This window comes from Sphingomonas sp. Leaf357 (assembly GCF_001423845.1).
Classification (GTDB): domain Bacteria; phylum Pseudomonadota; class Alphaproteobacteria; order Sphingomonadales; family Sphingomonadaceae; genus Sphingomonas.
Genome location: NZ_LMPM01000002.1, coordinates 107,372 through 121,746 on the forward strand (window position 1 = coordinate 107,372; position 14,375 = coordinate 121,746).

At 67.3% G+C, this 14,375-nt stretch carries 11 protein-coding genes and 1 pseudogene; 6 read left to right on the plus strand and 6 right to left on the minus strand.

The window, feature by feature from the left end; genetic code table 11:
- Positions 1 to 5 precede the first annotated feature (5 nt).
- From dnaA to mutM, 3 genes are all read right to left on the minus strand, one after another.
- Entirely contained in the window at positions 6 to 1,376 is a 1,371-nt protein-coding gene (gene dnaA, locus ASG11_RS13500) for a chromosomal replication initiator protein DnaA (RefSeq protein WP_055781125.1), read from the minus strand.
- A 471-nt stretch (positions 1,377 to 1,847) separates the two neighbouring features.
- Positions 1,848 to 2,111, minus strand: a complete 264-nt coding sequence (gene rpsT, locus ASG11_RS13505) for a 30S ribosomal protein S20 (RefSeq protein WP_055781128.1) — start codon at positions 2,109 to 2,111, stop codon at positions 1,848 to 1,850.
- Between the two features lie 134 nt (positions 2,112 to 2,245).
- Positions 2,246 to 3,058: a bifunctional DNA-formamidopyrimidine glycosylase/DNA-(apurinic or apyrimidinic site) lyase gene (mutM, locus tag ASG11_RS13510; protein ID WP_055781130.1), complete on the minus strand. Its 813-nt coding sequence runs from the start codon at positions 3,056 to 3,058 to the stop codon at positions 2,246 to 2,248.
- A gap of 246 nt (positions 3,059 to 3,304) precedes the next feature.
- On the opposite strand from mutM, the gene ASG11_RS13515 reads away from it, so the two are divergent.
- The 6 genes and pseudogenes from ASG11_RS13515 to ASG11_RS13540 all read left to right on the plus strand — a co-directional run bounded on the left by ASG11_RS13515 (position 3,305) and on the right by ASG11_RS13540 (position 9,374).
- Positions 3,305 to 4,048, plus strand: coding sequence for a class I SAM-dependent methyltransferase (locus ASG11_RS13515; RefSeq protein ID WP_055781134.1), 744 nt, complete (start codon positions 3,305 to 3,307; stop codon positions 4,046 to 4,048).
- Positions 4,049 to 4,096: 48 nt separating this feature from the next.
- Positions 4,097 to 5,632, plus strand: a complete 1,536-nt coding sequence (ubiB, locus tag ASG11_RS13520) for a 2-polyprenylphenol 6-hydroxylase (RefSeq protein ID WP_055781136.1) — start codon at positions 4,097 to 4,099, stop codon at positions 5,630 to 5,632.
- The gene (locus ASG11_RS13525) at positions 5,629 to 5,985 is read left to right on the plus strand and encodes a hypothetical protein (protein ID WP_055781139.1); all 357 of its coding nucleotides are present in this window, start codon (positions 5,629 to 5,631) and stop codon (positions 5,983 to 5,985) included. The genes ubiB and ASG11_RS13525 overlap by 4 nt, the downstream gene beginning before the upstream one ends.
- Positions 5,982 to 7,118 (plus strand): hypothetical protein, encoded by a 1,137-nt coding sequence (locus ASG11_RS13530; protein WP_055781145.1) that lies wholly within the window; start codon positions 5,982 to 5,984, stop codon positions 7,116 to 7,118. The genes ASG11_RS13525 and ASG11_RS13530 overlap by 4 nt, the downstream gene beginning before the upstream one ends.
- 13 nt (positions 7,119 to 7,131) lie before the next feature.
- A pseudogene (locus ASG11_RS13535) lies at positions 7,132 to 8,428 on the plus strand (bifunctional phosphopantothenoylcysteine decarboxylase/phosphopantothenate synthase).
- A 7-nt stretch (positions 8,429 to 8,435) separates the two neighbouring features.
- Positions 8,436 to 9,374: a glutaminase gene (locus ASG11_RS13540; RefSeq protein ID WP_055781147.1), complete on the plus strand. Its 939-nt coding sequence runs from the start codon at positions 8,436 to 8,438 to the stop codon at positions 9,372 to 9,374.
- Positions 9,375 to 9,506: 132 nt separating this feature from the next.
- On the opposite strand, the gene ASG11_RS13545 is transcribed toward ASG11_RS13540, so the two are convergent.
- From ASG11_RS13545 to ASG11_RS13555, 3 genes are read right to left on the minus strand one after another with little or no spacing between them, the layout of a single operon-like run.
- The gene (locus ASG11_RS13545; RefSeq protein WP_055781150.1) at positions 9,507 to 12,077 is read right to left on the minus strand and encodes an HWE histidine kinase domain-containing protein; all 2,571 of its coding nucleotides are present in this window, start codon (positions 12,075 to 12,077) and stop codon (positions 9,507 to 9,509) included.
- 2 nt (positions 12,078 to 12,079) lie between these two features.
- On the minus strand, positions 12,080 to 12,619 hold the full coding sequence (locus ASG11_RS13550; protein ID WP_055781152.1) for a biliverdin-producing heme oxygenase: 540 nt from the start codon (positions 12,617 to 12,619) through the stop codon (positions 12,080 to 12,082).
- Positions 12,616 to 14,262: an ATP-binding protein gene (locus ASG11_RS13555; RefSeq protein ID WP_055781155.1), complete on the minus strand. Its 1,647-nt coding sequence runs from the start codon at positions 14,260 to 14,262 to the stop codon at positions 12,616 to 12,618. The genes ASG11_RS13550 and ASG11_RS13555 overlap by 4 nt, the downstream gene beginning before the upstream one ends.
- Positions 14,263 to 14,375 lie beyond the last annotated feature (113 nt).

Sequence of the window (14,375 nt, forward strand, 5' to 3'; positions counted from 1 at the left end):
CAATCTCAGCCCTCCAGCTCCCGCAACAGCATCCGCACCGCGCCGTCGATCTCGCGGTCGGTGTCGCGCAGTTCCTCGATCCGGCGCACCGCGTGGATCACGGTGGAATGGTCCCGACCGCCGAACTTGCGGCCGATCTCGGGCAGCGAGCGCGTCGTCAGCCGCTTGGCGAGGTACATCGCGATCTGCCGTGGCCGCGCCACCACCACGGCGCGCCGGGCCGAGACCAGATCGATCGTCTTCAGTTCGAAATGCGCCGATACCGCTTTCTGGATCTCGTCGATCGTCACCCGACGCTCCGCCCCGCGCAGCACGTCGCCGAGCGTCGCCACGGCAAAATCGAGATCGACCCGGTCGCCCGTCAACTGAGCATAGGCGACGACACGGCCCAATGCCCCTTCCAGATCGCGGATGCTCTGCGTGATCCGCGCCGCCAGCAGGTCGAGCACCTCGTCCGGCACGGTCGCGCCCGGCATGTCGGCCAGCTTGCGCGTCAGGATCGCTCGGCGCAGCGTCAGGTCCGGCGCCTTGATGTCCGCCACCAGCCCAACCGACAGGCGCGACGTGATCCGTGCCTCGACACCGTCCAGCCCCTGCGGGCAGCGATCCGCGCAGATCACCAGCCGTTTGCCGGCGGCCATAACCTCGTTGATCGTGTGGAAGAATTCCTCCTGCGTGGAATCCTTGCCGGCGATGAATTGCAGATCGTCGATCAACAGCAGATCAGCCGAGCGCAACCGGGTCTTGAAGGCATGCGTATCGCGCGCGCGCATCGCCGCGACGAACTCGAACATGAAGCGCTCGGCCGACATCAGGATCACCCGGGCTTCCGGCACCGCCGCCAGATAGGCCGCGCCGATCGCATGCATCAGGTGCGTCTTGCCCTGCCCCGTACCGCCGTGAAGGAACAGCGGGCTGAAGCGCGGCACGCCGGGCTCGGCCAGCGCCTTGCCGGCATTGTACGCCACCTTGTTCGAGGCATCGACCACGAACCGGTCGAACGTGAAGCGCGCATCCAGCGGCGGGCGCTCGGACGGTGCGGCGGCAACCACCACCGGCGCGGCGGACGTCTCGACCGTCAGGACGGCGGGCTTGGGCGCGGAGGCGGCGCGGGTCTCGATCGCGACGTTGCGCACGTCGGGCAGGATCGCGCGGAATTCGGCCACCAGCCGGTCCGCATAATGGTTGCGCACCCAGTTGGTCATGAAGGCCGACGGCAGCGCGAGACGGATCGTGTCGAGCTGGTCGTCCTCGATCAGTTCGATCGGCTTCAGCCACTGGTCGAACAGGCGTGCGCCCGCCGACTCGCGAAGATGCCCCCGCACGGTCGCCCATGCGCGCGCGGCATCATCCGGTCGGTTGATCGCAGACCCCATCGAACGCAAATCCTCTCACCCCACGGCGAAGCTTGATGCCCCCTTCGCCGAATCGATTTCACCAGCAAAACTCTCCCGCAGCCGGAATCGTGTCCGTCTGACGCCGAAGCTTTCGCATCTGGAACACGGTGGCGAGTCCGCCGCCGCGTGAGTTGGGTTAAAGGAGATCGGTCTGAGTCGATCAACCTCATTATTTCGGATTTGTGACCTTGACAGCGAACGCGCCAAGGTTTCCCGTCGATTTTCTTACAAGGTGCTGGAATCGCTTATTTATCCAGCGGAATACGACATCCTTCGTCTACCGCACTCGTGCGAATCGCGAGGAATCCTGCCTTTTCCGGGCACCCGGCCAGATCGGATATTTTCTTCGTAACCGCGGCCCGATCCGCTGCCGAACCACATCGCACGCACACGACAAAAAGCCCGCCGAGATCGATCCCGGCGGGCGATATGCCTGTCCGCTAACGCTTTTTAGGCGAGGGCGGCGACGGCCTTGGTCAGGCGCGAGAACTTCCGCGACGCGGTGTTCTTGTGATAGACGCCCTTGGCGACGCCACGCATCAGTTCCGGCTGCACCTGCGCCAGGGCGGCGGTCGCCGCCGTCTTGTCGCCCGATGCCAGAGCCGATTCGCACTTCTTGACGAAGGTGCGGATACGGCCGACGCGGTTGCCGTTCACGATGGTGCGCGCCGCGTTACGACGGATACGCTTTTTCGCCTGTGGCGTGTTCGCCATGAAATCCTCGTTTCAGAAATAGAAAGGGGCGCGGAATCGCTCCGGCCCCGGAAAGCGTCGCCCTTACCGGCGCATCGCGATTCGGTCAAGACTTCGGGTCGAGACTTTGCGTGCGCCGGGAACGACCCCGGGCATCACCGCTGGCATTTCGGGCACCAGAAGGTCGATCGCCCGCCCTCGCTATACCGCTGCACCTTGCCGCCGCACCCGCACGGCTCGCCCTCGCGTCCATAGACCGCGAACTGCTTGGAGAAATACCCAAGCTCCCCGTCGGGCCGGGCATAATCGCGCAACGACGATCCCCCTGCCTCGATCGCGGCGAGCAACACCGCGCGGATCGCCGGCACCAGACGCTCGAGCCGGAGCAACGACACCCGCCCCGCCGCGGTCTTGGGCGAGATCCGCGCCAGGAACAAAGCTTCGCAGACATAGATGTTGCCCAGCCCCGCCACGATCCGCTGGTCGAGCAGCATCAGCTTGATCGACGCCTTGCGCCCGGCCAGCGCGGCATGCAGATATTCGGCGGTCAGATCCTCGCCCAACGGCTCCGGCCCCATCGTGGCGAACGGCGGATAGGCGTCCAGTCCGTCGGTCGCCCAAAGATCGACCGAGCCGAATCGCCGCGCGTCGTTCAGCGCCAGCCGCCGCCCCGCATCGGTCGCGATCAGCAGGTGATCGTGCGGCAGCAACTCCGCCGGATCGACCCGCCACCGCCCCGACATGCCGAGATGGAAGATCATCGTGTCGCCGCGATCGGTATCGATCAGCCCGTATTTCGCGCGCCGGCGCAGGCCGGTGACGGTCGCGCCGGTCATGCGCTGGCGCAGATCCGCCGGAAACGGCCGCCGCAGATCGCCGCGTCGCGTCTCCACCGACGCCAGGCGCTGCCCCTCCAGCACGGGCCGCAAGCCCCGCACGGTGGTTTCGACTTCGGGCAGTTCGGGCATCCAACACTCCGTCACCTCGCTCCTGCGAGACCATATAACCTACTGCCGTCACCCCGGACTTGGTCCGGAGTCCACCGTGCCGCAAGAATGCAAGCGTTGCTTTGCGACACGGTGGACCCCGGAACAAGTCCGGGGTGACGGACGAGTCCAGGGACGGACAGCTTCCACATGTCGAGCGATTGCATGAAGGTCGCATAGTTGATCTGGGAGGTTTGCTATGGCCCCGCCCTCCGCTAGAGCCACGCCATGACCGCGCCCCACACAGACACCGTCTCCTTCGGCTATGAAGACATCGCCGCTTCCGAAAAGACCGCCCGCGTCGGCGGCGTCTTCACCAGCGTCGCCGCGAAATACGATCTGATGAACGATGCGATGTCGGGCGGCATGCACCGGCTGTGGAAGGACCGCTTCGTCCGCCGCGTAAAGCCGCGCGAGGGCGAACAGATCCTCGACATGGCCGGCGGCACGGGCGACATAGCCTTCCGCCTCGCCGCCTCGGGCGCATCGGTGACGGTCGCCGACATCAACCCGGCGATGCTCGAAGTCGGCATGGAGCGCGCCGGCAAGCGCGGCGTGGACGGCCTGGTCTGGACCGAGGCCAATGCCGAAGTGCTGCAATTCCCCGATCGCTTCTTCGACGCCTATACGATCGCGTTCGGCATCCGCAACGTCACCGACATCCCCGCCGCGCTGAAGGAAGCGCACCGCGTGCTGCGTCGCGGCGGGCGTTTCTATTGCCTCGAATTCTCGACCACCTTGTGGCCCGGCTTCGGCGAGATCTACGACGCCTATTCGCACAAGCTGGTGCCGAAACTCGGCCAACTGCTCGCCGGCGACAGCGACTCCTATCGCTACCTGATCGAATCGATCCGCCGCTTTCCCGACATGGGGCGGTTCGAGGGCATGATCGCCGACGCCGGCTTCGTGCAGACGCGGGTCGAACCGATGCTCGGCGGCCTGGTCGCGATCCACAGCGGCTGGAAGATTTGATGCCGCTCGTACGGCTTGCCCCCTTCCCGATGCGGGCGGGGCGCTGACGTGACCGCCCCCGCCACCCATCTCTGGCGCCTGATCAAATGGGGCCGCATCCTCGCCCGCCACGGCGCGCTGCGCGGGATCGAGCGCGACCCCAACACGCCCGCGCCGGTCCGCCGGCTCGTCCGCATCGCCCGGATCGGCGCGCGCGTGCCGGAAGTCCCGGCCTATGCCGACGCGCTGCAGGCGATCGGCCCGGCCGCGATCAAGCTCGGCCAGTCGCTCGCCACCCGGCCCGACATCGTCGGCGAGGCCGCCGCGACCGACCTGCTGCGCCTGCAGGACGCGCTGCCCCCCGTCCCCTACGAGACGATCCACGCCGCGATGACGCGCGCGTTTGGGCGCGATCCGAGCGCGCTGTTCCAGTCGATCGATCCCGTGCCGGTCGGCGCCGCCTCGATCGCGCAGGTCCACCGCGCGATCACCACCGACGGGCGCACCGTCGCGGTCAAGGTGTTGCGCCCCGGCGTGGAGGAGGATTTCGCCCGCGCGATCGACACCTATCAATGGGCCGCCGCGCAGATCGAGGGGATGGGCGGCGAACTGTCCCGCCTGCGCCCGCGCCTGGTGATCGAGACGTTCAAGCGCTGGACCGCGCGCGAGCTCGACCTGCGCCGCGAGGCCGCCTCGGCGTCCGAACTCGCCGATTCGATGGCCGCCGAACCCGATTTCGTCGTGCCCGAGATCGATTGGCAGCGCACCAGCGGCAAGGTGCTGACGCTCGAATGGGTCGACGGCATCAAGCTCAGCAACCGCGCCGCCCTGGTCGCGGCGGGCTACGACACACACCGCCTCGCCGAGACGCTCGTCCACGCCTTCTTGCGCCAGGCGATCGCGGAGGGGTTCTTCCATGCCGACATGCATCAGGGCAACCTGTTCGCCTTGCCCGGCAACAAGATCGCCGCGATCGATTTCGGCATCATGGGCCGGATCGATCGCCGCGCCCGCGTCTGGCTGGCGGAAATTCTCTACGGCCTGATCACCGGCAACTACAAACGCGTCGCCGAAATCCATTTCGAGGCCGGCTACGTCCCCGCGCACCACAATGTCGCCGAATTCGCCACCGCCCTGCGCGCGGTGGGCGAGCCGATGCGCGGCCTCGCGGTCAAGGACATGTCGATCGGCATGATGCTCGACGGGCTGTTCAACATCACGCGCGATTTCGACATGCAGACCCAGCCGCACCTGCTGCTGCTGCAAAAGACGATGGTGATGGTCGAGGGCGTCGCGACCAGCCTCGATCCCGAGATCAATCTGTGGGATTCGGCCGCGCCGTTCGTGCGCGAATGGATCCGCACCGAACTCGGGCCGGAGGCGTTCGTGGCCGATCGCCTGATCACCGATCTGCGCACCTTCGCGCGCCTGCCCGAGCTGATCCGCAACATCGAGGCGCGCTACCCCACGCCCGGCGGCGCGCCGCCTGCCCCGCCGCTGCGCGAGATCGAGGTCGTGCGCATCGGCGGCGGCTGGCGCTACGTCGCGGTCGCGGTGCTGAGCGCGGGCCTCGCCGTGGCCGCGACCTGGGCGTTCCTCGGGTGATCGTCGTCCCGCTCCTGCTGTCGCTCGCCCAGGCCACGCCCCCGCCCCCGGTGCCGGAGGACGCGACCGACGAGATCGTCGTGACCGCGATCGACCGGAGCGAGAAATGCCGCATCCGCTTCGCCGATCGCGACATGAACGATGCCGAACTCAAGCGCCGGTCGGTCGAATGGGCCGCCGGCAAGCCGCTGCGCGTCGTCGCGCGCGCCAGCACCGATCTGAAATGCCTGTCGAAGATCGCCTTCAGGCTGGCCGATCGCGGCGTCACCCGCATCCATTTCGTCGAGCCGAAGGATCTCGGGCCGGCGCCGACGCCCACCCCCACCCCCACCACCACGACGCCGGCACGATGACCCCGCGCACGCTCGCCCCGCTCTGGCTCGCCACGCCCAGCCGCTTCGCCGGGCTCAAGCCGGCGCGCGCGCGCTGGGCGCTGGCGCTGCTCGCGGTGCTGCTCGCCGCCAGCCTCACCGCGCTCGCTACGCCCGGCCCGCCGCCGGTCAGCCACGACAGCAGTGTCAGCGCGGAGGATCGGCGCGCCGACGATCAGGCCGATGTCGTGCTCTACGAATCGATCGTCGCGGGGCTGCGCGCCGGCGGCAATTACTACGCTGTCACCGCCGCTGCGCTGCGTGCCGGGGATTACCCGCTCAAGCCCTTCGTCACCTTCCGCCTGCCGACGCTCGCCATGCTGCAGGCGAACCTGCCGCAACCCGCGACGGTCGCGATGCTCTACATCCTCGCCGCCGCGGTGATGCTCGCCTGGTTCGTCCGCCTGCGCGGCGCGTTCGCCCGCCCGCCGCCACGCGCCATCGCGCTGATCCTGCTCGCGGGCGGCATGGTGGCGTTCGTGCAGGCCGATCTGGCCGGCTTCCACGAGGTCTGGGCCGGCCTGCTCGTCGCCTTGTCGCTCGCGCTGCGCAAGCCCGGCCGCTGGGTCGAGGCGGTCGCCTTCGGCATGATCGCGATGCTGGTCCGCGAAACCGCCGCCCTGTACGTCGGCATCATGGCGGTCATGGCCCTGGCCGAGGGCCGCCGTCGCGAGGCCTATGCCTGGGCCGGCGCGGCGGCGCTGTTCGCGGTCGTCGTCATCCTCCACGCCCGCGCCGTCGGGCAGGTCGTCCGCCCGCTCGATCCCACCTCGCCCGGCTGGGCGGGCATGCTCGGCTTCGGTTTCTTCGTGAAGACGATGGGCCTGTCCACCGCGCTCAATCTCGCGCCCGGCTGGCTCGCCGCCCTGCTCGTCGCGCTCGCCCTGTTCGGCTGGTCCGCGTGGAACGACGCGCTGGCGCTGCGCGCGCTCGCGATCTTCTCAGGCTATGCGGTCCTGCTCGGCCTGTTCGGGCGGCCCGATACCTTCTATTGGGGCCTGATGATCGCGCCCACGATCCTGATCGGCCTGGCCTTCGTGCCCGATGGCCTGCGCGACCTGATCGCCGCCGCGCGCGACCGTCGCAAGATCACCGTGACGAGGCTGACGCGATGAAGATCCTTCTGCCATGAAGATCTTGCTGATCGTCGCCGGCGGCATCGCGGCCTACAAGGCCTGCGAACTGATCCGCCTGTGCCGCAAGGCCGGGATCGAGGTAAAATGCGTCCTCACCGCCGGCGGCGCGCATTTCGTCACGCCGATGACGCTCGCGGCCCTGTCCGAAAATCAGGTCTACACCACGCTCTGGGATCTGAAGGACGAGGCCGAGATGGGCCATATCCAGCTCAGCCGCGAAGCCGATCTGGTCGTCGTCGCCCCCGCCACCGCCGATCTGATGGCCAAGATGGCCGCCGGCATCGCCGACGATCTCGCCACCACCCTGCTGCTCGCGACCGACAAGCCGGTCCTCGCCGCCCCCGCGATGAACGTGCGCATGTGGCAGCACGCCGCCACCGTCCGCAACGTCGCCACGCTGCGCGGCGACGGCGTGACCGTGCTGGAGCCGGACGAAGGCGCGATGGCGTGCGGCGAATACGGCCCCGGCCGCCTGCCCGAACCGGCGGCGATCCTCGCGGCGATACAGGTGGCGTTGAAGCGGTGATCGGTCTGACGAGAATCCTCCCCTCCCTGGAAGGGAGGGGTTGGGGGTGGGTCGCTCTCGATGACCTGCTGCGCCAGGCCCCATACCCACCCACCCCCGCCCCCTCCCTTCCAGGGAGGGGAGCCGACACGTGCTGACCGGCCTTCACATCCTCGTCACCGCCGGCCCGACGCACGAGCCGATCGATCCGGTGCGCTATCTCGCCAATCGCTCCTCCGGCCGTCAGGGCTTCGCCATCGCGGCCGCGCTCGCCGAACTCGGCGCTCGGGTCACGCTGATCGCCGGACCGGTCACACTCGATACGCCACCCGGCGTCACGCGTATCGATGTCGAGACCGCGCTGCAGATGGCGGCGGCGGTCGAGGCCGCGCTCCCCGCCGACGCCGCCGTGATGGTCGCCGCCGTCGCCGACTGGCGAGTCGAGGGCTCGGGCCAGAAGATCAAGAAATCCGGCGCGCCCCCCGTCCTGCACTTGGTCGAGAATCCCGACATCCTCGCCGGCCTCGCGCGCAGCCTGCATCGCCCGAAGCTGCTGATCGGGTTCGCGGCGGAGACCGAAAAGGTCATCGAACACGCCACCGCCAAGCGCACGCGCAAGAATGTCGACTGGATCGTCGCCAACGACGTATCGGGCGACGTGATGGGCGGCAGCGCCAACACCGTCCACATCGTCACCGCGGCCGGCGTCGAAAGCTGGGAAAGACTGCCCAAGGACGATGTCGCCGCCCGCCTCGCCGATCGCATCGCCCAGACGCTCGTCTGACCGGATCATGCCCGATCTGGACGCCATCATCGCCGACATCGCCGCCGAAATCGCCGACGCGCCCGATCGCGGCACGGTCGCCGGCTATATCCCGCCGCTCGCCGCGATCGATCCCGCGCGCTTCGGCATGGCGGTGATCACCGCCGACGGGACCTGCCACGAGGCAGGCGATGCCGACGCCCCGTTCTCGATCCAGAGCGTCGCCAAGGTGTTCGGGCTGACGATGGCGCTGGGCCAGCATGGCGAGGCGCTATGGCGGCGCGTCGGGCGCGAACCCTCGGGCACAGCGTTCAACTCGATCGTCCAGCTCGAATCCGAACACGGCATCCCGCGCAATCCGTTCATCAATGCCGGCGCGATCGTCGTGGCGGACCTGCTGCTCGGTCATGGCCGCCCGGCCGAGGTGCTGGGCGAACTTCTCCGCTTCGTCCGCGCACTGGCCGGCGACGATGCGATCTTCATCGACGAAACCGTGGCAGAAGCCGAACGCGCGACCGGATACCGCAACATCGCGCTCGGCAATTACATGCGGTCATTCGGCAATATCGACAACGACGTGGATCGCGTGCTCGGCGTCTATTTCCACCAATGCGCGATCGCAATGACGTGCCGGCAACTGGCGCAGGCCGGCGCGTTCCTGATGCATGGCGGTCGCAACCCGATGACCGGGCGCAGCATCGTCTCGCGGCAGCGCGCACGGCGCATCAACGCGCTGATGATGACCTGCGGCCATTATGACGGATCGGGCGAATTCGCCTTCCGCGTCGGCCTGCCGGGCAAATCCGGCGTCGGCGGCGGCATCCTCGCGATCGTGCCGGGCAAGGCGAGCATCGCGGTCTGGTCGCCCGGCCTCAACGATCGCGGCAATTCGCAACTCGGCACGCTCGCGCTCGAACGGCTGGTACAGCGCACCGGCTGGTCGGTGTTCGACCCGCCGGAGGGTTAGTTGGGAACGTGACGCGCCTTGCCGTATCGTCTCCCCGGGCTTGACCCGGGGCCCAGCTTCTTTCGACGGTCAAGGGTGCAGCGGGACCCCGGCTCAAGGCCGGGGTGACGGAAGGGTGGCTCGTTCCGCCCCCTACGCCTCCGCCTCCACCGGCAGCAACTCCGCCATGGCCCGCGCGATATTCTCCAGCGTGTAGGGCTTCTGCACGACGATGCGGTTCTGGTGTTCCGCCGGCAGCTGCGCCTGTTCGCCATATCCGGTGGCGAAGACGAACGGCACCTGCAATTCCAGCAACCGGTCGGCGATCGGGAAGCTGTTGCGGTCGCCCAGGTTGATGTCCAGCATCGCCACGCTCGGCCGGGCCGTCTCGATCAGTTCCAGCGCGGCGTCCACGGTCGCCGCGGTGGAGATCGTGGCCGCCCCCAGCCGGCCGACGATATCCTCGGCATCCAGCGCGATGATCAAACTGTCCTCGACCACCAGCACGTCGTATCCGGCGAGCAGGCTCGGCGGCGGCGATTGCGGATGGCCGAGCGCCGGCCGCGCGAACTTGATCGCCGGCCCGGCAAAGCTCTTCGGTTCGGACACGTGCCGCGCCGGGATGCGGAAACTCGCCTCCACGCCGTTCCCGGCATACTCCACCTTGGCCGTCCCGCCGAGGTCGTACGGCACGGAGCGGTGGATGATCGTGGTGCCGAAGCCCTTGCGCGTCGGCTTCCTGACCATCGGGCCACCGGTCTCGCGCCATTCGATCAGCAGGTCGCCCGCGTCGTTCCGCGTCCAGCTCAGGTCCACGCGCCCTTCGGGCACCGACAGGCTGCCATATTTGGTCGAATTGGTGACCAGTTCGTGGATCACCAATGCCATGGTCGAATAAGCCTGCGGGTTGAGCAGGATCGGCGCACCGCGCGACGCGACGCGCTCCCTCTCGGTGACGAACGCGGCCGCCTCGGCGTCGATCAGCGCCTGCATCGGTGCCGGGCCCCAATGGTCGTCGGTGATCTGGTTGTGCGCCCGCGCCAGGGCGTGGACGCGGCCGTCGATCACCTTTACGAATTCCTTCACCGCCTCTTCGCTCGGCTGCGACTGGCGGATCAGGCCGCGGATCACGCCCAGGATATTGCGTACGCGGTGGTTCAGTTCGGCGATCAGCAATTCCTGCCGTGCGCCGGCCTGTTGCCGCTCGGCCGAGGCTTCGTCCGCCAGGCGCAGCACCACCTCGATCAGCGTCGCCCGCAGCGTCTCCGCGACGCGCACCTCGGAGGGCGTGAAGGGCTGCGATTTGCCCTGCACCAATTCCTTCCATTCGGCGAAGCTTTCGCGCGGCGACAGACGCGGGCCGTTCGGGCCATAGTCCACCGGCTTGTGCGGGTCGCCCGCCCAGCGCACCGATCGCACCAGTTCCGACCGGAACAGCACGACATAATCGCGCGGGGATCGCGAGATCGGGATGGCGAGCATCCCCGCCGCTTCGGACGCGAAGCTCTCCGCGCCCTGCACGATACCGGCGATATTGTCGGTGGCGTACACCTTGCCCGCCGCCGTGCTGTTCAGTGCGCGCACGATCTTGCGGAAATCCTCCAGCGGCGGCGTCACGCCCGAAAAGGCGTAATTGCCCGCGATCCACACGCCGACGCCGTCCGCCGGGATCGCATGCGTCAGGATGTCGCCCAGCCAGTCCGGGTCCTTCAGCAGCGTCTCGTCGGACGCCACCGCGCCGAGCAGCTGGTCGGAAATGTCGCGCGCGCGCCGTTCGTATTCCACCGTCTGCTGCCGCTCGCGGCTTTCCAGGCGCATCGCGAACATCTGCGCGAACAGCTCCGCCACCGATCGCCGCTCGAACGTCGGGCAGCGCGGCGCATAATGGTGGCACGCGAACAGCCCCCACAATTTGCCCTCGACGATGATCGAGATCGACAGGCTCGCTTGGACGCCCATGTTCTTCAAATATTCGATATGAATGGGCGAAACCGCGCGCAGCACGGAAAGCGACAGGTCCAGCGGCGCGCCGGTCGCGTCGCGCGGCGGCACGATTTGTACAGGAACGGCGTTCACGTCGGTGATAATGCGCAATAAATTGCGCCGATACAGCTCGCGCGCTTGGACCGGTATGTCACTCGCCGGGTAACGCAGCCCCAAAAACGCCCCAATCCCCCCCCGCACCGCCTCGGCTACGACCTCGCCCGATTGGTCGGCAGCGAAGCGATAGACCATCACCCGATCGAACCCGATCAAAGCGCGCACCTGTCGTGCACCTTCCTTGAAGAACGTCGCCATGTCGTCGCATTGATCGAGCCGGGTGATCATCGATCGCACCATGCCGCTCGCGTCGCCATGTTCGCCCGACGCCGGCTCGCATTCGATCACGATAGTGCCGTTCGAGAAATGAAGCGCCACATCGAAACGATGCCCGCTGCCGAGCAGATCGCAGTCGAACAGGCGCTCGATCGCGTCCGGCCCACGTAGCATCGCAGCGCGATTGCGAAGATCGTGGATCACGTTCGACGGCAAAACATCCGAAATGGGTTGGCCGATCACCTCTTGCGGCGTGCGACCGATAAAGTCAGCGAGATTGGCCGAGGCACGCGCCACCAGCCAGTCGGCGGTGAGTGCGAGCAGGAAGCCGATCGGCTGGATCGCGCCGAGGATGTGGATCGGTTCGCGATCGCAGTTGGTCAGATCGACCGTAGTTTTGTCGCTCAAGATTACGCTACCTTCATACTCGCTTGTCCGGCGCACTCGAACAGTTCGAATACGGTTCGCGCCGCTACCACCGCTTCTCCGATCTCCTCATCGGATCGGAGCCGCCCGTCGATCAACTGCATCAGGAATCGCCACGCCCCCGGCACGGATGCACCGAGAAAGCTTCGCGGCAGTTCGGTCGGCACGGATCGCACCAGCATCGCCCCCCCGAGGCGCGATCCTTCCAGAACATAGATCGCGCCAAGCACCGCCGGTGCAGTTTCGAACCGCGGTTCGATGCCAAACGCAGGTGCGGGAAATCCGATCCCTACCAAGTCCTGCTCCAGCAAAGCGGCCCGCCGCCGCGCCGGCCAATCGGGCACGATCCGCTCGGCCCGGGCACGGTCCAGCGCGGCCTCGCACGGCACATGCGCAGCCGCCTGTGTTGCCAAAAACGCGCCATAGCCTTGCCGGGTCGAGAGCTCGAAGGTGGAATAGATCGCGTCGACGCGGTCGTGGCAGTCGCGCGTCTCGCGCCGCAAGGCCTCGCGCGCGCCGCTCATGCGTGGAGCAGATTGTCGACGCGCCGCGCCAGTTCGTCGATCGCGAACGGTTTGGTCAGCACCTCCATGCCGCGCTTGATATGGCCATGGTTGAGCACGGCATTCTCGGCATAGCCGGTGACGAACAGAACGCGCAGATCGCTGCGCAGCGCCCGCGCCGCATCGGCGACCTCGCGTCCGTTCATTCCACCCGGCAGACCGACATCCGTAATGAGCAGGTCGATCCGCGCGCCGCTCTGCAGGATCTTCAGCCCCGCCGGGCCGTCCCCCGCCTCGACGCAATGATAGCCGAGATCGCTGAGCGCATCGACGATCAGCATGCGAACGGTCGGCTCGTCGTCGATCACCAGCACCGCCTCGCCCTGCGCCGTCTCGATCGCGGCATCGTTCGGCCCCGCCGCATCCTCCTCCTGCTCGCCATCGTGCCGCGGCAGGTAGATGCACACCATCGTGCCTTCGCCCAATTCCGAATAGATCCGCACATGGCCATGGCTCTGTCGCGCGAAGCCGTACACCATCGACAGGCCCAGACCGGTGCCCTGGCCGATCGGCTTGGTGGTGAAGAAGGGCTCGAACACCCGCTCAAGCGTCGCCTTGTCGATGCCGCACCCGGTGTCGCTGACGCAGATCGTGACGTACTGGCCGGGTTCCAACGCACGATCCTTGCCGCCCTTGCGGTCGATCCACTTGTTGCCGGTCTCGATCGTGATCCGGCCGCCGCCCGGCATCGCATCCCGCGCATTGATGCACAGGTTCAGGATCGCATTCTCGAGTTGGTTGGCATCGACCGAGGTCGCCCACAGCCCCGCAGCGGCGACCGTTTCGACCTCGATTTCCGGACCGACCGTGCGGCGGACGAGATCGACCAGATCGGTCATCAGTTGGTTGATGATCACGGGCTTGGGCGACAAGGTCTGCCGCCGCGAGAAAGCGAGCAAACGGTGCGTCAGCGCCGCCGCCCGCCGAGCCGCGCCTTGCCCCGCCGAGATGTAGCGCTCGACATCCACCGCCCGCCCCTGCGCCACGCGCAGTCCGATCATCTCAAACGCGCCCGATATCCCGGCCAGCAGGTTGTTGAAATCGTGGGCCAACCCTCCTGTGAGTTGCCCCACCGCCTCCATCTTCTGCGCCTGACGCAGCGATTCCTCGGCCACCTCGCGTTCCGCCAGCGCGTCGGCGACGCGGGTTTCCAGCTCGGCATTCAGTTTCTTCAACGCCTTCTCGGCGACGACCCGGTCGGTGACGTCCTTGAACAGCACGGCGACCTGTCGGTCCTCCAGCGATCCGACGCGAAACGACGAAACCTGAAGATGCCGTCCGGTGGCGACGAGTTCACGTTCGAAGCGGATCGGCTTGCCGGTCTGCAGCACGCTACCGTACAGTTCGACCCACCCATCCGCCTCGTCCGGCACCATCTCACGCAAGGTCTGGCCCACGACGTTCTCGATGCCGGCATTGGTCGCATAGGCGGCATTGGCCTCGACATGGACATAGTCGCTCAAGGGGCCGTGCGGACCATCGAAGAACTCGATAATGCAAAAGCCTTCGTCCATAGTGTCGAACAAGGTGCGATACCGCTCCGCCGCAAGATGGGCGACACCCACCGGATGTGCGGATCGGTTGGCCGGATCTTCAGAGGACATGACGGCGGATTAGCAGCGCAATTCGCGTGCGGCATCCTTTTTGTGCGAGGCTTTCAGGATCATGAAGTCGGCATTGTCCCAACTGCGTATGTCACAACGCTCGTACGGGCGGA

Excerpts from the sequence above, each read along its gene's own strand:
- ASG11_RS13555 (WP_055781155.1), bottom strand. The coding sequence starts at position 14,262 with ATGTCCTCTGAAGATCCGGCCAACCGATCCGCACATCCGGTGGGTGTC.
- dnaA (WP_055781125.1), bottom strand. The coding sequence starts at position 1,376 with ATGGGGTCTGCGATCAACCGACCGGATGATGCCGCGCGCGCATGGGCG.
- ASG11_RS13515 (WP_055781134.1), top strand. The coding sequence starts at position 3,305 with ATGACCGCGCCCCACACAGACACCGTCTCCTTCGGCTATGAAGACATC.
- rpsT (WP_055781128.1), bottom strand. The coding sequence starts at position 2,111 with ATGGCGAACACGCCACAGGCGAAAAAGCGTATCCGTCGTAACGCGGCG.
- ASG11_RS13540 (WP_055781147.1), top strand. The coding sequence starts at position 8,436 with ATGCCCGATCTGGACGCCATCATCGCCGACATCGCCGCCGAAATCGCC.
- ASG11_RS13550 (WP_055781152.1), bottom strand. The coding sequence starts at position 12,619 with ATGAGCGGCGCGCGCGAGGCCTTGCGGCGCGAGACGCGCGACTGCCAC.
- ASG11_RS13530 (WP_055781145.1), top strand. The coding sequence starts at position 5,982 with ATGACCCCGCGCACGCTCGCCCCGCTCTGGCTCGCCACGCCCAGCCGC.
- mutM (WP_055781130.1), bottom strand. The coding sequence starts at position 3,058 with ATGCCCGAACTGCCCGAAGTCGAAACCACCGTGCGGGGCTTGCGGCCC.